We start from the raw sequence: 19,028 nt of genomic DNA on the forward strand, positions 1-19,028 counted from the left end.
GCCATGAGCCTTACTTGGCGGCGCGGTGCTCGATCAGATCCTCGACCACCGAAGGATCGGCCAGGGTACTGGTGTCGCCGAGGCCATCGCACTCATTGGCGGCAATCTTGCGCAGAATCCGGCGCATGATCTTGCCCGAGCGGGTCTTGGGCAGTCCCGGTGCCCACTGGATATGATCCGGCGAGGCGATCGGGCCGATGTCCTTGCGCACCCACTGGGTCAGTTCCTTCTTGAGCTCGTCGGTGGGTTCGGCCTCGTCGTTGAGGGTCACGTAGATATAGATACCCTGACCCTTGATGTCATGGGGGAAGCCCACCACGGCGGCCTCGGCCACCGCTGAGTGTGCCACCAGCGAGGACTCGATCTCGGCGGTGCCCATGCGGTGACCGGACACGTTGAGGACGTCGTCCACCCGGCCGGTGATCCAGTAGTAGCCGTCCTCGTCACGGCGACAGCCGTCACCGGTGAAGTAAGTCCCCTCGTAGGTGGAGAAGTAGGTCTGGATGAAGCGTTCGTGATTGTTCCAGATGGAGCGCGCCTGCCCCGGCCAGGAATCGAGGATGACCAGGTTGCCGTCGGTGGCGCCCTCGAGGCGCTTGCCTTCGTTGTCCACCAGCGCCGGCTGCACACCGAAGAACGGCAGGGTCGCGGAGCCCGGCTTCTGGTCGATGGCACCGGGCAACGGGGTGATCATGATGCCGCCGGTCTCGGTCTGCCACCAGGTATCGACGATCGGGCATTTGCTGTTGCCGATCACCCGGTAGAACCACTCCCAGGCCTCGGGGTTGATCGGCTCGCCCACCGAGCCAAGCAGGCGCAGGCTATCCCGCGAGCTGGAATCCATCACGTTGTCGCCGTGGGCCATCAGGGCGCGCACCGCGGTGGGGGCGGTGTAGAGAATATTGACCTTGTGCTTGTCGACGATCTCACCCATCCGGCCGTGGGTCGGATAGCTCGGCACCCCCTCGAACATCAGGGTCACCGCACCGTTGGCCAGGGGCCCATAGACGATGTAGCTGTGGCCGGTGACCCAGCCCACGTCCGCGGTGCACCAGTAGACCTCGTCCTCGTGATAGTCGAACACGTACTGGTGGGTGAGGCTGGCGTAGGTGAGATAGCCACCGGTGGTGTGCTTGAGCCCCTTGGGGGTGCCGGTGGAGCCGGAGGTATACAGGATGAACAGCGGATCCTCGGCGCCCATCTCTTCGGCGGGGCAGTCGGTGTCCTGGTCGGCCACTGCGTCGTGGTACCAGACGTCACGTCCCTCGTGCCATTCGATGTCACCGCCGGTACGCTTGACCACCAGCACCTTTTCGGCCACGTCGGTGCCGTCACGGGTCAGGGCGGCGTCGACGTTGTCCTTCAGCGGTACCTGCTTGCCACCACGTACGGACTGGTCGGCGGTGATGATGACCCGTGAGGCAGCGTCCTTGACCCGCTGGGCCAGAGCGTCGGGAGAAAAGCCGCCGAACACCACCGAGTGCACCGCACCGATACGAGCGCAGGCCAGCATGGCCATGGCGGCTTCCGGGATCATCGGCATGTACAGGGTCACGGTGTCACCCTTGCCGATCCCCATGGACTTCAGGGCGTTGGCCAGTTGGCAGGTACGCTCGTACAGCTCGCGGTAGGTGATCACCGAAGATTCGTTCGGATCGTCCCCTTCCCAGATGATCGCCGGCTTGTCGCCACGCTTGTCGAGGTGTCGATCCAGGCAGTTGGCCGCCACGTTGAGGGTGCCATCCTCGAACCAGCGGATATCGACATTGTCGCTGGCGAAGGATACCGACTTGATGGTCTGCGGCGGCTTGATCCAGTCAAGGCGTGCGGCCTGCTCCTTCCAGAAGCCCTCGGGATCTTCCACCGACTGCCGGTAGAGCTTGTCGTAGGTGGCCTTGTCGGCCCAGGCGGTCTTGGCAAACGCATCGGAAACCGGATAGACGTGCTGATGATCGCTCATGGTGCTCTGTCCTTGGATACCCATCGAAGTGAAGAGCCAGCCGCCTGAATAAGAGAGACCGACCGGCGCGAATAACCTGACAGCCAGCATAACGTCGCCAGGCCAGGGTTTCCCCTTAGACATTGGTATGACTATTTTTTTATTTTATAACAATAGCTTAAGCTCAAATTTCAGCACTTCTTCCCAACCAGGCACAGTCGGCCGCGACAGTGCCGGCAGCGATACTCCTGACCGGCCTGGGCGTTGGCGTGACGCCGTGCCGAGAATCCGTGCTCGCGACAGGCGCAGCGATAGCGATACGGGACAGGGCTCGAGCGGGCGGTATCGAAGCGATGGGTGACCCGGGGGGGCAGGCCGAACAGCCTGAGCATGACGGTCTGCCACTCCCTGCCATGGGGACGAAAGGTAGGCCCATCTTCCAGGTGCCAGACCAGCCAGTGGGCCACCTCGTGGGGCACCACCTCGGTGAAGAAGGCGTGGCGGTTCTCTTCCAGCAGCTGGCCATTGAAGCGCAGTCCGCCGCGACCGAAGTGGGCCTGCCCTGCGCCCTTGCCGCGCAGATCGCACCACACCTTCGGCTCCGGCAGCCCAGGATGATAGTCACGACACAGCGCCACCGCCTCCACGACTCTTGCCATCAGCGCCTGGCGCAGAGCGGCGACGTCGAGTGACTGAAGCCAGGCGTCGTCGACGTCGGGCAACACCGGGGTGGGAGAGTCACCGCGAGCGCGCGGGCGAATTGATGGCCGGGTCGAGGTCATGACGCAGTCAGAGTCGGTAAAGGAGTGCTAGAATGCCGCCTCGAACGGGGACGGTAAAGACCACCGTCCAGTCATCCCCTCGCCAAGTGAGCGCCCCATGTCCGACGCCGAAACGCCGCTCCCCCTCCCCTTGCTCGAAGACGACGCTCTGGACCTGCTCGATGACTTTCTCGAGGAGCGCGCCGGTCCCGATGCGCTGGACCTGATCGGCGCCCACGGCTTCCTGGTCGCGCTGGCGGTGGCGCCGCGGGATGTCGAGGCTGCCGCCTGGGTCGCGGAGCTGTTCCACGGCACCCCCGAGTTCGAAAGCGACCAGGAAAGGGAGATCATCCTGGGCCTGCTCGAGCAGCTCAGGACCAACGCCATCGGCGTGCTGGAAGGCGGCGGCCTTCCCGAGCTGCCCTTCGAGCTGACGCTGGACGGCATGGCAGCGGAAGAGACGCCGATCGGCGACTGGTGTGCCGGCTTCATGGAAGGCGTCTTCCTCGACGAGGCCGCCTGGTTCGAGGGCGATGAAGAAACCGTGGCCACACTGCTGTTGCCCTTCATGGCGCTGTCGGGACTGTTCGCCGACGAGCCCGACATGGCCGATCTGGCCGGGGAAGGCGAGCGACTCGAGCGCCTGGTCGGTCAATTGCCGGAACTGGTGCTGGATCTGTACCTGCACTTCCGGGTACCGCCGGACACCCCCAAGCCCAAGCCCCGCGGCAAGGCGCCAGCCGGCGGCAGGGGTGGCAAGGCAGGCCATAAGGGTCATGGCAACAAGGGCCCTGGCAACAAGAGCAAGGGCGGCCAGGGCAGACCCCAGGCCAAAGGCCCCAAAGGAAAGCGATAGCGAATAACAGGCCAAGCGCTAGCGAGTTGCAGGCCAAGCGCTAGCGAATAACAGGCCAAGCGATAGCGAGTCACAGGCCAGGCGCTGGTCAGCACCGGAGCAAGCGATAGCCGGCGCCTCAGCGCAAGCGGGTCAGCCAGCCATCAAGGGTGCCGTACAGCCAGGTCCTGATCCTGGCCCACCAGGAGCGGCGCGCCCAGCTTTCCCGGGTGATCTCCCGACTCGCCGCGAAATTGCGCTCGAACAGCGCCGCGACCTCGTCGGCCAGGACGGCGTCCTCGACCTCCTGATTGGCCTCTAGGTTCCACTGCAGGCTCCAGTGGTCGAAATTGCAGGACCCCAGGCTGACCCAGTCATCGGCGACCACGAACTTGGCGTGGATGAAGCTTGGCTGGAACTCGTAGATGCGCACCCCTGCCCGCAGCAACCGAGAGTAGAAGCGCTGCCCGGCGTAGCGGATACCGGGATGGTCGTGGTCCCGTCCTGGCAGCAGCAGGCGCACGTCACGGCCCTTGCGCGCCGCGCGCTGCAGCCTGAGCCTCAGCCCCAGGGTGGGCACAAAGTAGGGCGTACACAGCCACAGGCGCCGTTCGGCGCGGGCGATTCGCTCCTGCAGTGAGTGGCGAATGGCCTGAAAGCGGTAACCCCGTCCCCAGATCACCCGTGCCCTGACTCCAGGGTCATGGCGCCTCTCGCCACTCGACGGAGGCAGCGCCGGCGCCTGCGGGGCGCCTCTGGTCAACGGCGAGTTCCACACCTGGGCAAACAGAGCCACCCAGTCGTCCACCACCGGGCCCTCGACACGCACGGCCACCTCGAACCAGGCCGCCAGGAACTCATCGACGGCGCCAAAGCCCCCGGTAAAGGCCAGGCGCTGGTCCACCACCACCAGCTTGCGATGATCACGACTGACGTTGCGTCCCAACGAGTGCCAGCCCAGCGGGTTGAAGTCTCGCAACCACACGCCGGATGCGACCAGGCGTTCTCTATCCTGGCCTGAAAGCCCCATGGCGCCGAAACCGTCCAACAGCAGATAGACGGCGACGCCGCGCTGCGATGCGGCCACCAGCGCCTCGATGACGCGGTCGGCCAGTTCGCCGGACTCCATCAGATAAAGTTCGATCAGTACGCTTTGACGGGCCTCGGCCACCGCCTCGAACAGCGCCGGCAGGAAGCGATCGGCCTCCGGCAATAGTTCGACGCGATTATGCTGTCGCCACGCGGTGGTCATGCTGCACGTCTCCCTGGCGGTGTCATATCAACCGGATATCAAGCAGACCATGGCGCCACCCTACCCGATCGTTATACTGACGGCACGACATGGATGGCCCGCAGACGGTCCTCGCCTACTGCCCCGAACAACGGAATTGCTATGCCTGGCATGCTTCGCGCACCGCTGCGCCGACTCATCGAACTGTGGACCGAGGTTCGGCTGGCGGAACCGACGCCGGATAAACTGGCGCTGGATCCGCAGCTACCGACGCTCTATGTGCTACCGCGCCCCTCGCTGAGCGACGCCCTGCTGCTGGACAGCTACTGCCAACGTCATGGCCTGCCCCCGGCGCGTGGCCGGTTGGCGCTGCCCGACAGCAACCTGCCGCGCTGCGTGGCGCTGCCGGCACGCCGGTTCCGGCTGTGGCCGGGCCAAGCCACCGGTGTCGCGCCCTTCACCGAGCTGATCACCAGCGACACCCGGATACAGCTGGTGCCCGTCAGTGTGTTCTGGGGGCGAGCCCCGGGCAAGGACTTCGGCCTCTGGCATCTGCTGGCAGCGGACAGCTGGCGCCTGACCGGACGACTGCGGCGAGCGCTGTCGGTGCTGGTCAACGGCCGCGACGTGGAGATCCAGTTCGGCGCCCCGCTGCACCTCGAAGAACTGCATGACGGTGACGCCCCACGCACCAACCGCAAGGCGGCAAGGCTGTTGCGGGTACACTTTCGCCGGGTGCGTACGCGGGTGCTGGGGCCGGACCTGTCGCACCGCAGCACGATGATCCAGGGAGTGGTGGCAAGCGACGAGGTGCGTCGGGAGATCGACCAACTGGCAGAGAAGGCCAGCTCACGCAAACGACTCAAGCGACGCGCCAGACGCTATGGCCACGAGATCGCGGCCAACATGACCTATCCGGTGCTGCGCTTTCTGGCCGGCGCCTTGAAGCGGCTGTGGAACCGGCTCTACGACGGCGTCGACGTCAATGGTCTGGAAGAGGTCAAGGCCCTGGCCGAGGATCACACCCTGATCTACGTGCCCTGCCACCGCAGCCATATCGACTACCTGCTGCTGTCCTACGTGCTCTACCGCGAAGGCTTGATGCCGCCCCACATCGCCGCAGGACGCAACCTTGACATGCCGTTGATCGGCCCTTTGCTGAGACGTGGTGGCGCCTTCTTCCTGCGTCGCAGCTTTCGCGACAACCGCCTCTACGGCGCGGTGTTCAACGAATACCTGCACCGCCTGCTGGCCCGGGGCTATCCGATGGAGTACTTCATCGAAGGCGGTCGTTCCCGCAGCGGTCGCATGCTCACGCCTCGTCCCGGCATGCTGGCGATGACACTGCGGTCCTTCCTGCGCTGCCAGCGGGTCGACGAGCGGCCGATGGTCTTTGTTCCGGTCTATATCGGCTACGAGCGCATTCTCGAGAACTCCAGCTACCAGCGCGAACTGGGCGGTGGCAAGAAGCGCAAGGAGTCCCCGCTGGACCTGCTGCGGGTGCTCGGACGTCTGCGCGAGCCCTACGGCCGGGTATCGGTCAATATCGGCGAGCCGCTGCCCATCGGGGGCTTTCTCGATAGCCACGCCCCCGGCTGGCGAGACGACGAATCGCCGCGCCCCGACTGGCTGGCGCCGACGGTCACCACGCTTGGCAGATCCCTGACCCGACGCATCAATCGGGTGGCGGCGCTGAATGCCATCAACCTGACAGGCCTCGCGCTACTATCGTCCCCGCACCGCGCCCTGGAGTACGCCACCCTGACCGACCAGCTTGCCCTGCTCTGTCGCCTGGCCGACAGCCCCGCCTGCGGCGAAAGACCCAGTCTGCCCGACGAGTCTCCGGAAGCCTGCATCGCCAGGGCGGTGGACCTGGACATGGTCGAGCGCCACGCCCATAGCCTTGGTGACATCGTCAGCGCCACGCCCGAGCAGGCGGCACTGCTGGCCTGGTATCGCAACAACGTGCTGCACCTGTTCGCCCTGCCGGCGCTGGTTGCCTTCGCCTTTCGCAGCCGCCATCAACGCAGCCTCCACGAACTCTGCGACCTGTTGACGCCGCTTTGGCCACCGCTGGCCCGGGAGTTCTGTGTCGATGAAAGCGCGGACATGAAAGAACGCCTCGCGGCCATTCTTGCCGTCCAGGTGGACCTGGGGCTACTGGAGCGCCATGGCGAAGGCTTTACGCCGGTGGAAAGCCTCGAAGGCCGAGAACGCCTCGAGCTGATCGGCCGTATGATCCAGCCATCGCTGGAGCGCAACGCCCTGCTGATCGAGGTGCTGCTGCGATCCGGATCGGGGGCACTGGACCGGGCCACCCTGAAGGAGCGCTCGCGTGCGCTGTCGGAACGCCTTGGACTGCTCAGCGGTCGCGAGGCACCGGAGTTCTTCGACCCCAAGCTGTTCGAGACCCTGATCGATACCCTGGAACAGGAAGGCTGGGTGTGGCTCGAGCAGGACCGGCTGCACTTCGACGAGTGCCTCAAGCGCGCGGCCCAGCGGGCCTCACGCCTGCTCGACGCCTCGCTGCGACGGCGGCTGGCGTTGATCAGCCGTCACCGCGAGGAGGCCATCGAGACTCCCTCGGAGGTCAGCGCTCAGCCTTGAGCGAGCGGTGCACGTAGATGTCGTAGCGGCTGGTCTTCTCCTCGAGTCGATGCCTCGGCTCGGGGCCTGCTATGGGAGGCGCCTTGCGCGGACGCTTGACCACCACGCGGTGGCTGGCGACGTCCAGCGCCGCTTCCAATAGCCGCGGTGCATCGTCATCGTCCCCCGCCAACTCGCGAAACAGCCGCATCTCCTTCTTGACCAGGGCCGACTTGTCGCGGTGGGGGAACATCGGGTCCAGGTGGATCACCTCCGGGGCTACCCCGGCCGCTGCCACGATGGCGCCAAGCTCACGACTGCTGTCGCCGTGGGCAAGGTGCATGTGCGCCGCCATTTCCTGAGTGTCGCTATCCTCCCGGGCACGCCGGAGTCCGTCATCCAGCAGGGCCGCAATCGCGGCTACCCGCTCGATCAGCAGCACCTCGGCGCCCAGGCTCGCCAGCACGAAGGCGTCACGGCCTAGACCCGCGGTGGCATCGATGATGCTCGGGGTGACGCCCTTGGCCAGACCACAGGCCCGAGCCACCAGCTGACCGCGCCCGCCGCCGAAACGCCGTCGGTGGCCGGCTCGCCCACCGACGAAGTCCACCCACAGCGGCTTGCCATAGCGGGCCTCGTCACCGACCAGCACCAGCCGACCCTGGTCATCCCGTTCCAGCGCCAGCGCCGCCTCGGGATCGCTGTCCAACACGAAGGGCAGCACCAGGTCAGGGCTCAGGCGAACACTCACGAACGCGCCTTTCGCTCGGTCTTCTTCCAGGCCACCTGGTCGCGCAGATAGACGGGCTGGGCGTCATGGGGGCGCTGGGCATCGCCTGCGGCAAAGACCTCGACGGCCAGCCGCACCATGTCCTCGGCGGCAGGGTCGACATCGGTCACGGTCAGATTGAGGCTGGCCTGGATCTCGGCGGGCATCTGATCCCACAGCGCCCAGCCAGACCCCAGTCCCACCCAATCATGGTCTTCATGCTCGCGGGGCAGCACCAGTCGTTCGGGCGGCAGCACCGCTTCGTCCATCAGTGCCAACGGCCGCCCATCCTCGACCCGCCAGGCACCGACGTAGATTTCGCCCATGCGGGCGTCCAGCGCGGTGACCATGTAGCGATAGCGATGGCGCAGGTGGCCGCCCAGCGCCAGTGCCTCCAGCGTCGATACACCGACCAGCGGCCGGTCCAGTCCGTAGGCCAGCCCCTGGGCCACACCCGCGGCAATCCGCAAGCCTGTGAAGGAGCCTGGTCCGCGCCCGTAGGCCACGGCGTCCAGTTCGCTGGCCGCCACCCCGGCCTCGGCCAGCACCTCGTCGACCATCGGCAACAGACGGCGGGTATGCTCTCGCGGGGTCTGCGCAAAACGCGCTATCACCTCGTCCGGGCTACCCTCCTGGCGACGCAGCAGGGCCGCGGAGCAGGCGCTCGAGGAGGCATCGAGGGCCACAATCAAGGTCATGTCAGGCTCATCCTGGTAGTGAATCCGGCACATTATAAACGACTCACGGCCCGCCTTGGGGCGAGCCGTGAGTCGAATGCAGCAAGCGTGGTGCGTTAGATCAGCCTTCGAGGGCCTCGAGTACCTGACGAGTAATGTCGTCGACACTCCCCACGCCTTCCACGCGATGATAGCGCGGGGCGTCCTCAGGCGCCTGCTGGGCCCATTGCTGGTAGTAGCCCACCAGCGGCTCGGTCTGCTCGTGGTAGACCGACAGACGATTGCGAACGGTATTCTCGCGATCATCATCACGCTGAACCAGCGCCTCGCCGGTCACATCATCCTTGCCGTCTTCCTTGGGCGGATTGTGGTCGACGTGGTAGACGCGGCCGGACGCCGGGTGGACCCGACGCCCCGCCAGACGATTGACGATTTCCTCGTCGGCCACGGCGATCTCGAGCACGTGATCGATCTTGACGCCACCTTCCTTCATGGCATCGGCCTGGGGAATGGTGCGCGGGAAGCCATCAAACAGGAAACCATTGGCGCAGTCAGGCTGGGCGATGCGTTCCTTGACCAGGGCGATGATGATGTCATCGGAGACCAGGCCACCGGTGGTCATGATTTCCTTCACCTTGAGGCCCAGTTCACTGCCTTCCTTGACCGCCGCACGCAGCATGTCACCAGTGGAAATCTGTGGGATATCGTAGCGTTCACAGATGAATTGGGCCTGGGTGCCCTTGCCGGCACCCGGGGCACCCAAGAGGATCAAACGCATCGTTGGAACTCCTTAGAGAAAGCGAAAAGTCGGGGTGAAGAATGAGTTAAGCGAACAATACCCGTGCCGTCTTGGCGACACAACCTGAGGTTACTCGCAACTCACCGAAAACCTGCAGAAAAAGCGTTTAACATCAACCTGCTGGCATCTAGATTGCACTTTGGTCAGGAGTCATCAAAGCGTCACGATTCGCCCGGCCTGGCACATCCACATGGCACCCTGTCAGAGCTGACGGCAGGACGAGAAACGGCGCCTTGCGGCGCCGTTCTGTTCTCGCATTCAGCCTGAATTACAGCAGAAGGCGTCGCACGTCGGTCAACAACTGTCCCAGCAACGCGGTGAAGCGCGCGGCATCGGCGCCGTTGACGGCACGGTGGTCATAGGACAGCGACAGCGGCATCATCAGTCGCGGCTGGAAGTCCGCGCCATTCCACACCGGCTTCATCGACGCCTTGGAGACCCCGAGGATCGCCACCTCCGGCGGGTTCACGATGGGCGTGAAGGCGGTCCCGCCGATGGAGCCCAGGCTCGAGATGGTGAAGCAACCACCGGTCATCTCGTCACGCTTGAGCTTCTTCGACTGAGCCTTCTTGGCCAGCTCCACCGACTCCTTGGCCAGGTCGATCAGCGACTTCTTGTCGGCATCACGGATCACCGGCACCATCAGGCCATCGGGCGTATCCACGGCGATACCAATGTGCACGTACTTCTTCTGCACCACGGTCTCGCCGTCGGCCTTGAGGCTGACGTTGAACTGCGGGTACTTGTTCAAGGCATAGGCGCACGCCTTGATCAGGAACGGCAGCGGAGTCAGCTTGGCGCCCTGGGCTTCCGCCTCGGCCTTCATCGACTTGCGGAAGGCCTCGAGCTCGGTGATGTCCGCCTCGTCGAACTGCGTGACGTGGGGAATATTGACCCAGCTGCGATGCAGATTGTTGGCGCCCATCTTCATCAGGCGGCCCATCTGCTTCTCTTCGATCTCGCCGAACTGGCTGAAGTCCTGATCCGGGATCGGCGGAATGCCAGAGCCCCCGGCAGCAGGTGCCGCAGCGGCGTCGCTCTTGCCCTTGCCCTGGTTGGCCATGGCCTGCTTGACGTAGTTCTGCACGTCTTCCTTGAGCACTCGGTCCTTGGGACCGGAGGGCTTCACCAGGGCCAGGTCGACACCCAGTTCGCGGGCCAGCATGCGCACCGCGGGGCCGGCGTGGACGCTCTTGGCATCACGCGGCTTGTCGGCCACCGCAGAGCCCTGACCGGAGGCCGCCTGCTGCTTGGGTGCGTCCTTCTTCGGGGCATCCTTCTTCGGGGCATCCTTTTTCGGGGCGTCCTTCTTGGGAGCGTCCTTCTTCGGCGCCTTCTTCCTGGGCGCCGCGCCGGCGACCTCGATGTAGCCGATCAGGTCACCCTCAGAGACACTGTCGCCTTCCTTCACCGACAGCTCCACCACCTTGCCCTTGAACGGACTCGGCACGTCCATGGAGGCCTTGTCGGACTCCAGGGTGATCAGGGCGTCCTCGACGTCCACCTCGTCACCTTCGCTGACGGCCATCTCGATGATCGGCACGTCGCTGGAACCGGACAGGTCGGGGACACGAACCTCCTGACGACCACCTTCGGCGGCCTCGTCGTCGGAATCGTCCTCTTCCTGCTCTTCCGACGCGCTTTCGGCGGACTCGGCTGCACTATCATCGGCAGACTCATCGCCAGACTCATCAGCAGACTCGTCATCGCCATCATCGCCTTCACCGGCGACTTCCATGGAGCCGATGACGTCACCTTCGGAGACGGTATCCCCTTCCTTGACGGTCAGGCTGACCAGCTTGCCGGCGTGGGGACTCGGCACGTCCATGGAGGCCTTGTCGGACTCCAGGGTGATCAGGGTGTCTTCCTCGCCGACCTCGTCGCCTTCGGACACCGCCACCTCGATGATCTCGACGTCGCTGGAGCCACCCAGGTCCGGCACCTTGATCTCGACGGTCTTGCTGCCACCGCCGCTCTTCTTCTTCGGTGCCGGCTTGTCGTCGGACTTGGGCGCTTCCTGCTCGTCGCCGCCGGAATCGGCCTGCGACTCTTCAGCCGAATCGGCGTCGGCGTCAGCATCCTCGTCGGCGTCGCCACCACCTTCGGCCTCGATCTCGACGATGTCATCGCCTTCCGAGACGGTGTCGCCTTCCTTGACCAGAACCTTGAGGACCTTGCCGCCCTTGGGCGCCGGCACGTCCATGCTGGCCTTGTCGGATTCCAGGGTAATCAGGGTGTCTTCCGGCTCGATCACGTCACCTTCGGACACCGCGACTTCGATGATTTCCACATCGGTGTCACCACCGATATCGGGCACTTTGATGATTTCGCTACTCAAGGTCGCGCTCCTTCAAACTCTTGACGGAGGCGGGCCACCGGCCCGCCATGCCACCGGACAGTCCAACCGATGCCTTACACCTCGAGCGGGTTGGGCTTGTTCGGGTCGATGTCGTACTTCTTGAGTGCCTCGGCCACGACCTTGCGGTCGATCTCGTCACGATCGGCCAGCGCCTTGAGCGCCGCCACGGTGACGTAGTAGCGGTCGACCTCGAAGAACCGGCGAAGCGCTTCGCGGGTGTCGGAGCGACCATAGCCGTCGGTGCCCAGTACATGATAGTCGGTCGGCACCCAGGCGCGGACCTGGTCGGCGTACAGCTTCATGTAGTCGGTCGAGGCGATCGCCGGTCCCTTGCGCCCTTCCAGACACTTGGTGACGTGAGGCTTCTCGGGGTCCGCATCCGGGTTGATGAAGGCCTGACGATCGAGCCCCAGGGCCTCGCGGCGCAGCTCATTGAAGCTGGTCACGCTCCAGATGTCGGAGCCCACACCCCACTCTTCGGCCAGTATCTCGGCGGCAGCCTCGACCTCGCGCAGGATGGTACCGGAGCCCAGCAGCTGGACGTGGCCCTTCTTGCCCTTGGTCTCGCGCAGCAGGTACATGCCCTTGATGATGTCCTCGGCGGGAATCTCCTCGAGCTCGGGGTGCTCGTAGTTCTCGTTCATCAGGGTCAGGTAGTAGAAGCAGTTTTCCTTGTCGGAGAACATCCGCTTCAGACCATCCTGCACGATGACCGCGACTTCGTGCCCGTAGGTCGGGTCATAGGTGCGGCAGTTCGGGATCATCGCTGCCTGCAGCAGGCTGTGACCGTCCTGGTGCTGGAGACCCTCGCCGTTGAGCGTGGTACGACCGGCGGTACCACCGCACAGGAAGCCGCGAGCCTGCATGTCACCGGCGGCCCAGGCCAGATCACCGATCCGCTGGAAGCCGAACATCGAGTAGTAGATGTAGAACGGCAGCAGGGTGGTGTTGTTGTTCGAGTACGAGGTGGCCGCGGCGATCCAGGCAGACATGGCGCCGGCCTCGGTGATGCCTTCCTCGAGGATCTGACCCTTCTGATCCTCGCGGTAGAACATGATCTGGCCCTTGTCGACCGGCTCGTACTTCTGGCCTTCGGAGGTGTAGATGCCGAGCTGACGGAACATGCCCTCCATACCGAAGGTACGCGCCTCGTCGGGGATGATCGGGACCACCCGCTTGCCGATCTTCTTGTCCTTGACCAGGCCATTGAGGATCCGCACGAAGGCCATGGTGGTAGACACTTCGCGGCCCTTGGAGCCGCCGGTCTGGGAGGCGAAGGTCTTGTCATCGAGGCCGGGAATCTCGAGCGCCTCGAAGTCATTGCGACGGCTCGGCAGATAGCCGCCCAGCTGTTCGCGCTGATAGTGCATGTACTTCATTTCGGGCGAATCGTCGTCCGGCTTGTAGTACGGCACTTCCTTGAGCTGGTCGTCGGAGATCGGGATGCCGAAGCGATCACGGAAGCGCTTGAGCGCCTCGTACTCCATGGTCTTGACCTGGTGCGCCTCGTTGGCCGCCTCGCCGTCGCCGCCACCCATGCCGTAGCCCTTGACGGTATGCGCCAGGATCACGGTGGGGCGACCATTGGGTTTGGTGGTCGCCTCGTGGTACGCCGCGTAGACCTTGAATGGATCGTGGCCACCGCGATTGAGCTTCCAGATGTCCTCGTCGGACATGTCCTTGACCAGGTCGGCGGTCTCCGGGTACTTGCCGAAGAAGTGCTCACGGGTGTAGGCGCCGCCGTTGGCCTTGTAGTTCTGGTAGTCGCCGTCGACCGCCTCGTCCATGCGCTTCTGCAGCATGCCCTTCTTGTCCTTCTCGAAGAGCGGGTCCCAGTGACGACCCCAGACGACCTTGAGCACGTTCCAGCCGGCGCCGCGGAAGACACCCTCGAGCTCGTCGATGATGCGGGAGTTGCCGCGCACCGGGCCATCGAGACGCTGCAGGTTGCAGTTGATCACGAAGATCAGGTTGTCGAGCTTCTCGCGGCTGGCCAGGTGGATGGCGCCGAGAGATTCCGGCTCGTCACACTCACCGTCGCCCATGAAGCACCAGATCTTGCGATCCTGCATGTCGTGCAGCTCGCGGGAGTGCAGGTACTTCATGACGTGGGCCTGGTAGATCGCCTGGATCGGGCCCAGACCCATGGAAACCGTCGGGAACTGCCAGAACTCCGGCATCAGCCACGGGTGCGGATAGGATGACAGGCCGTTGCCGTCGACTTCCTGGCGATAGCTGTCCATCTGCTCTTCGGTCAGCCGGCCCTCGAGGTAGGCGCGGGCGTAGATGCCCGGTGCCACGTGACCCTGGATGTAGATCAGGTCACCTTCGAAGTCGCCGTTGGGGGCACGGAAGAAATGGTTGAAGCCCACGTCGTAGAGAGTCGCGGAGGACATGAAGCTGGCGATGTGGCCACCCAGTCCCGGCTTCGCCTTGTTGTTGCGAATGACCTGAGCGATGGCGTTGTAGCGGATCACCGAGCGAATACGACGCTCCATGAACAGATCGCCAGGCATCGGGGCCTCGCAGTGCACCGGAATGGTGTTGCGATGCGGGGTGGTGACCGAGAAGGGCACCTGCATGCCGTCCTGGCGATAACGGTCGGCGAGCCGCGTCATCAGGTACCGGGCACGATCCTCGCCCTCACGATCCAGAACAGACTCCAGGGAATCCAACCATTCCTGGGTTTCGACCGGATCGAGATCTTCTCTTGAACCAAGACTCATAGAACGTCTCTCCGAATGACGATGGGGGTCCATTGCCCCACGATCGAGGCCAATGAGCGAGCGGGTTAGAGGGGATGATTCCCCGCCCGCCTCGCAGCGTCAGGCATGTAGTAATATTACTAGAATGTCCGTGCCAAACGAGCACGATTGGGCAAGAAGATACCTCAAACGCCCTGCACTGCCAATTGAAGCAGCTATGGAAATATTTTTCAATTACCTCATATTGCACTGCAACACAATGGCTTAACCCAAAGTGGGTATGACTTAAGCGCCTCAAGTCAGCAACTTGTAAACAAACTACCGTTTGACCTGAAGGCGATGGCTCAGGCTATGCCGAAACGATGCATCGCATCTTCATCTAGCGGTGCTGCAAACAGCGCCGCAGGTACCCCCAGTCGAAAGATGGGCCGGGATCGGTCTTTCGCAGGGGAGCGATTCGCGCGTGACTGGTCAGTCGTTGGGGGGTGATCTCGGGATAGGCGTCAAACAGCGCGTGCAGCACCTTGGCCAGGGCACGGTACTGGGCGTCTCGATAGGGAGACATCTCGTCCCCTTCGAGCTCGATCCCGATCGAGAAGTCGTTGAGCTCGCGGCGCAAGCAATGGCCATCGAACCAGCTGGAGCGACCCGCGTGCCAGGCCCTCGCCTCGAAGGGCGCAAACTGAACACACTCTCCGTCGCGACGGATCAACAGATGCGCCGACACCTTGAGCCCGGCGATGCTCGCGAAGTAAGGGTGGGCCTCGGGATCCAGACGGTTGGTGAACAGTTCCTCGATGTGCTCGCCGCCGAATTGACCCGGCGGCAGACTGATGGAATGCACCACCACCGCCGATACTTCTCCTTCGGGTCGTTCATTGACGTTGGGCGAAGGCACTCGCCTGGCCCCGTCGAGCCACCCGTCGTGACACTGCATGCTGGTGTCTCCATTGTCTGAATATGGGATCGTTACCTCGCCCACTGACGTCGAGGTGCTAGTGCCCCTATAATGTCGGCTCCACGCGCCGCAATACAGAGATACCCATGCACTTTCAGGACGCCCTTGCCGAAGACATCCGCAACAGTGCCGCTCGCCTGCTGGCCGAGGACGTCGGTCCGGTGGACATCACCGCCCAACTGATCCCCGAAAAGCATCTGGGCAAGGCCCGCGTCATCAGCCGCGAGCCGGCGATACTCTGCGGCGTGGCCTGGGTCGACGAGCTGTTCCGCCGCCTCGATCCCCGGGTCGCTCTGACCTGGCATGCCGCGGACGGCGATCGACTGACGCCAGACGAACCCTTTCTCGAACTGGCAGGCCCCGCACGCAGCCTGCTGACCGGCGAGCGCGCGGCTCTCAACCTGCTGCAGACGCTGTCGGCCACCGCCACGCGCACCCGCCACTACGTCGACCTGCTCGAGGGCACCGGTGTGCGGCTGCTCGACACTCGCAAGACGTTGCCAGGTCTGCGTATCGCCCAGAAGTACGCGGTAGCCTGTGGTGGTGGCTGCAACCACCGGATCGGCCTCTACGACGCCTTCCTGATCAAGGAAAACCATATCTCCGCCTGCGGCGGCATCGCCGGCGCCGTGAAGGAGGCCCGCAGCATCGCGCGCGACCTGACGGTGGAGGTGGAAGTCGAGACCTTCGAGGAGCTGGATCAGGCGCTGGCCGCCGGCGCCGACGTGATCATGCTCGACAACTTTTCACTGGATGACATGCGAGAAGCGGTGCGCCGCGTCGCAGGCCAGGCGACGCTGGAGGCGTCCGGCAATGTCGATGAGACGACGCTGAAAGCCATCGCCCAGACAGGTGTCGACTGCATCTCGAGCGGTGCACTGACCAAGGACGTGAAGGCCATCGACCTGTCCATGCGCATGGTCGAGGAAGGCCCGGCAGGCTGACGCCCTGCCCGTTTCGAGAAGCGCTCCCCCGGCCTGGACCCTGGCCTATGCCTGGGGGCTGTTCTTGAAGGGCACTCTCGGGGGGCACTCCTGGAGATTACTCTCAGGGGGCTCTCCAGCGGGGGGGCTCTCCAGCGTCCAGCGGGGGGCATTCCAACGTCCAGCGGAGGTCACTCCAACGGCTTGCTCATGCATAGCCGTGGCAGCAGCTCTCCGGCGCGCTCGACCCACTCTTCACCGTGGGATTCCCAGCCGGCGTCGAGCAGTGGCTCTGCCAGCATCAGGCTGGCTTCGATGATCATCCGCCGGGCGCCGGCGTTTCTCAGGCGCTCCTCGGCAAGCGACAGCAAGCGGCCGCCGATGCCCTGGCCGGCCAGCGAGGGCCACACATAGAGCGTCTCGACGCGCGCGCGACCGGGATCCAACTCGACAAAGCCGACGCAGCGACCGTCACACTCGGCCACCAGGGTAGTAAACAATGCCTGACGAGCACGCCAGGCGGAGCCATCCCTGGGCAGCGCCGATGCCCAGGCCTGACGCTGGGCCAGACTGTAGTGGCGACTGGCCCCCATCATGACGGCGTGATAGAACACTTCGGCCTGATCCGAGCCATCCTTGGCGAGGGCCTCACGGTAGTGAATACGGGAACGTCGCTCGGCCGGCACGGCTTGCGACATTCTGGGGTCGGACATGTAAGGAACTCCTGCAGGGCCGGTGACGGATAACCCGGCGCGACGAGGTTCGCCAAGCCTAACCAGATAGCGGGCACGATCCAACACTCCTGACCACCCTGATGCCCGGCGACGTTGTTTCATGCCCAACTGGAGCTTTGTCATGTCACGATACCTGCAAGCGCGTTGCTGGAGCCATTGAGGTCCCTCCTGACCCACTTCCTGCGTCATCAGAGTTTCGGCATCAGAGTTTCGACATCCAAGCATCGACGTAACAGCATCCACCTCAACGCCTCGACATCAGAGCCTCACCAGATCATGCCCGACGACCTCTATACCCTGACGCCCATCGGCACCATACGCAGCGACTTCCCGGACAAGTTCGGCGTACCCCGTCAGCCAGGGCTTGCAGAAGATGCCAGAGCGCGTCTGGTGCTGGAAGGCGACTTCGCCGATCCCATGGCCGTGCGTGGGCTGGAGGGGTTCAGCCACCTGTGGCTGACTTTCATCTTTCACCTTAGTCCGCCCCGCTGGAAAGCGATGGTCCGTCCGCCTCGACTGGGGGGAAATGCACGAATAGGCGTATTTGCCAGCCGCAGCACCCACCGCCCCAACCGTCTCGGGCTCTCGCTGGTGGAGTTGATCGACGTCGATACGCGCGACGGCGTCAGCCTGGTGCTCAAGAGCGCCGATCTGGTCGACGGCACGCCAGTGGTGGATATCAAGCCCTACCTGCCCTGGGCCGAGAGTCGCCCCGACGCCCGTACCGGTTTTGCACCTGAAGCGCCGACGCAGCATCCGGTGGTGTTCTCGGCCGAGGCCGAAGCGGTGCTTTCCAGCAGAGACAACGATGGTTCCTTGCGTCGCTTGATCGCCCAGGTCCTCGCCCAGGACCCGCGCCCCGCCTATCGCAGCAAGGGCAGTGACGACGATCGCCAGTACGGCGTCAGCCTGAGAGGCTTCAACGTGCGTTTTCGCGCCGAAAACGACAAGGGCGCCCTGCGCTTTCGCGTGGACGCCCTTGAGCCGCTGTAAGCTTGGCTTACACCGCTGCTGGCCAACTCTTCAGGGGAAGGATCAGCTGAAATCGATGCCGATACGACGGCCGACTTCCTCGTAGGACTCGATGACGCTGCCCAGCCCCTGGCGGAAGCGATCCTTGTCGAGCTTTTCGCGGGTCTTGGCGTCCCACAGGCGGCAGCCGTCCGGTGAGAATTCGTCACCCAGCACGATCTTGCCGTGGAATACGCCGAACTCGAGCTTGTAGTCCACCAGCAGCATGCCGCCGTCGGCGAACAGCTGCTTGAGCACCTCGTTGACCTTGAAGGTCAGCGCCTTCATCTCGGCCAGTTGCTCGGCGCTGGCCCAACCGAAGCTTTCGGCCAGGGACTCGTTGACCATGGGATCGTGGAGCTCGTCGTTCTTCAGAAACAGCTCGAAGGTCGGCGGTGTCAGCGGCTCGCCTTCCTTGACGCCGAGACGCTTGACCAGACTACCGGCGGCGATGTTGCGCACCACGCACTCCACCGGAATCATGTCGAGCTTCTTGACCACGCACTCGGTGGGCGACAGCAGCTCTTCCACGTGGGTGGGGATGCCGGCCTCTTCCAGCTTGGCCATGATGAAGGCATTGAAGCGGTTGTTGACCATACCCTTGCGCTCGAGCGACTCCATGCGGCGTCCGTCGAAGGCGCTGGTGTCGTCACGAAAGTGCAGGATCAGACGATCCGGGTCATCGGTGGCATAGACCGACTTGGCCTTGCCGGCATAGAGTTCTTCGCGCTTTTCCATGGG

Annotated in this window: 15 protein-coding genes; 4 read left to right on the plus strand and 11 right to left on the minus strand. The window is 64.1% G+C overall.

The features are described from left to right. Positions 1–10 precede the first annotated feature (10 nt). Both acs and NKF27_RS16270 read right to left on the minus strand, forming a co-directional pair. Entirely contained in the window at positions 11–1,960 is a 1,950-nt protein-coding gene (acs, locus tag NKF27_RS16265) for an acetate--CoA ligase (protein ID WP_253553248.1), read from the minus strand. A 170-nt stretch (positions 1,961–2,130) separates the two neighbouring features. Next, positions 2,131–2,721 carry a SprT-like domain-containing protein gene (locus NKF27_RS16270; RefSeq protein ID WP_253553262.1) on the minus strand — a complete coding sequence of 197 codons (591 nt, stop codon included), beginning with the start codon at positions 2,719–2,721 and terminating at the stop codon, positions 2,131–2,133. 97 nt (positions 2,722–2,818) lie between these two features. Between NKF27_RS16270 and NKF27_RS16275 the strand changes: the two genes are divergently transcribed. Then, the gene (locus NKF27_RS16275; RefSeq protein WP_222516007.1) at positions 2,819–3,556 is read left to right on the plus strand and encodes a YecA family protein; all 738 of its coding nucleotides are present in this window, start codon (positions 2,819–2,821) and stop codon (positions 3,554–3,556) included. Between the two features lie 118 nt (positions 3,557–3,674). On the opposite strand, the gene NKF27_RS16280 is transcribed toward NKF27_RS16275, so the two are convergent. Continuing rightward, complete coding sequence (locus tag NKF27_RS16280; RefSeq protein ID WP_253553265.1) at positions 3,675–4,787, minus strand: phosphatidylserine/phosphatidylglycerophosphate/cardiolipin synthase family protein; 1,113 nt, start codon at positions 4,785–4,787, stop codon at positions 3,675–3,677. A gap of 141 nt (positions 4,788–4,928) precedes the next feature. On the opposite strand from NKF27_RS16280, the gene plsB reads away from it, so the two are divergent. Next, positions 4,929–7,373: a glycerol-3-phosphate 1-O-acyltransferase PlsB gene (gene plsB, locus NKF27_RS16285; RefSeq protein ID WP_108448211.1), complete on the plus strand. Its 2,445-nt coding sequence runs from the start codon at positions 4,929–4,931 to the stop codon at positions 7,371–7,373. On the opposite strand, the gene NKF27_RS16290 is transcribed toward plsB, so the two are convergent. The 6 genes from NKF27_RS16290 to ampD all read right to left on the minus strand — a co-directional run bounded on the left by NKF27_RS16290 (position 7,357) and on the right by ampD (position 15,598). Beyond that, a complete protein-coding gene (locus tag NKF27_RS16290; RefSeq protein WP_301271195.1) occupies positions 7,357–8,061 on the minus strand; it encodes a class I SAM-dependent methyltransferase in 705 nt (234 codons plus the stop codon). The genes plsB and NKF27_RS16290 overlap by 17 nt on opposite strands. Before the next feature lie 38 nt (positions 8,062–8,099). Beyond that, positions 8,100–8,819, minus strand: coding sequence for a tRNA (adenosine(37)-N6)-threonylcarbamoyltransferase complex dimerization subunit type 1 TsaB (gene tsaB, locus NKF27_RS16295; protein WP_045992827.1), 720 nt, complete (start codon positions 8,817–8,819; stop codon positions 8,100–8,102). A gap of 100 nt (positions 8,820–8,919) precedes the next feature. Beyond that, positions 8,920–9,576, minus strand: a complete 657-nt coding sequence (adk, locus tag NKF27_RS16300; protein WP_253553268.1) for an adenylate kinase — start codon at positions 9,574–9,576, stop codon at positions 8,920–8,922. Between the two features lie 289 nt (positions 9,577–9,865). Continuing rightward, positions 9,866–11,935, minus strand: coding sequence for a pyruvate dehydrogenase complex dihydrolipoyllysine-residue acetyltransferase (gene aceF / locus NKF27_RS16305; RefSeq protein ID WP_253553271.1), 2,070 nt, complete (start codon positions 11,933–11,935; stop codon positions 9,866–9,868). Between the two features lie 74 nt (positions 11,936–12,009). Beyond that, positions 12,010–14,682, minus strand: a complete 2,673-nt coding sequence (gene aceE, locus NKF27_RS16310) for a pyruvate dehydrogenase (acetyl-transferring), homodimeric type (protein WP_045992830.1) — start codon at positions 14,680–14,682, stop codon at positions 12,010–12,012. A gap of 358 nt (positions 14,683–15,040) precedes the next feature. Further along, on the minus strand, positions 15,041–15,598 hold the full coding sequence (gene ampD / locus NKF27_RS16315) for a 1,6-anhydro-N-acetylmuramyl-L-alanine amidase AmpD (protein ID WP_253553274.1): 558 nt from the start codon (positions 15,596–15,598) through the stop codon (positions 15,041–15,043). Between the two features lie 107 nt (positions 15,599–15,705). Here ampD and nadC point away from each other — a divergent pair, with 107 nt between their 5' ends. Beyond that, the gene (gene nadC, locus NKF27_RS16320; protein ID WP_045992832.1) at positions 15,706–16,563 is read left to right on the plus strand and encodes a carboxylating nicotinate-nucleotide diphosphorylase; all 858 of its coding nucleotides are present in this window, start codon (positions 15,706–15,708) and stop codon (positions 16,561–16,563) included. Positions 16,564–16,733: 170 nt separating this feature from the next. Here the strand turns inward: nadC and NKF27_RS16325 are convergent, their stop codons facing one another. Beyond that, the gene (locus NKF27_RS16325; protein WP_253553277.1) at positions 16,734–17,255 is read right to left on the minus strand and encodes a GNAT family N-acetyltransferase; all 522 of its coding nucleotides are present in this window, start codon (positions 17,253–17,255) and stop codon (positions 16,734–16,736) included. 297 nt (positions 17,256–17,552) lie between these two features. On the opposite strand from NKF27_RS16325, the gene tsaA reads away from it, so the two are divergent. Continuing rightward, positions 17,553–18,269, plus strand: coding sequence for a tRNA (N6-threonylcarbamoyladenosine(37)-N6)-methyltransferase TrmO (tsaA, locus tag NKF27_RS16330; protein ID WP_253556496.1), 717 nt, complete (start codon positions 17,553–17,555; stop codon positions 18,267–18,269). A gap of 42 nt (positions 18,270–18,311) precedes the next feature. Here tsaA and purC read toward each other — a convergent pair whose 3' ends face one another. Beyond that, entirely contained in the window at positions 18,312–19,025 is a 714-nt protein-coding gene (purC, locus tag NKF27_RS16335; protein ID WP_045992003.1) for a phosphoribosylaminoimidazolesuccinocarboxamide synthase, read from the minus strand. Positions 19,026–19,028 lie beyond the last annotated feature (3 nt).

This window comes from Halomonas sp. DN3, assembly GCF_024137905.1.
Taxonomy (GTDB): domain Bacteria; phylum Pseudomonadota; class Gammaproteobacteria; order Pseudomonadales; family Halomonadaceae; genus Halomonas; species Halomonas litopenaei.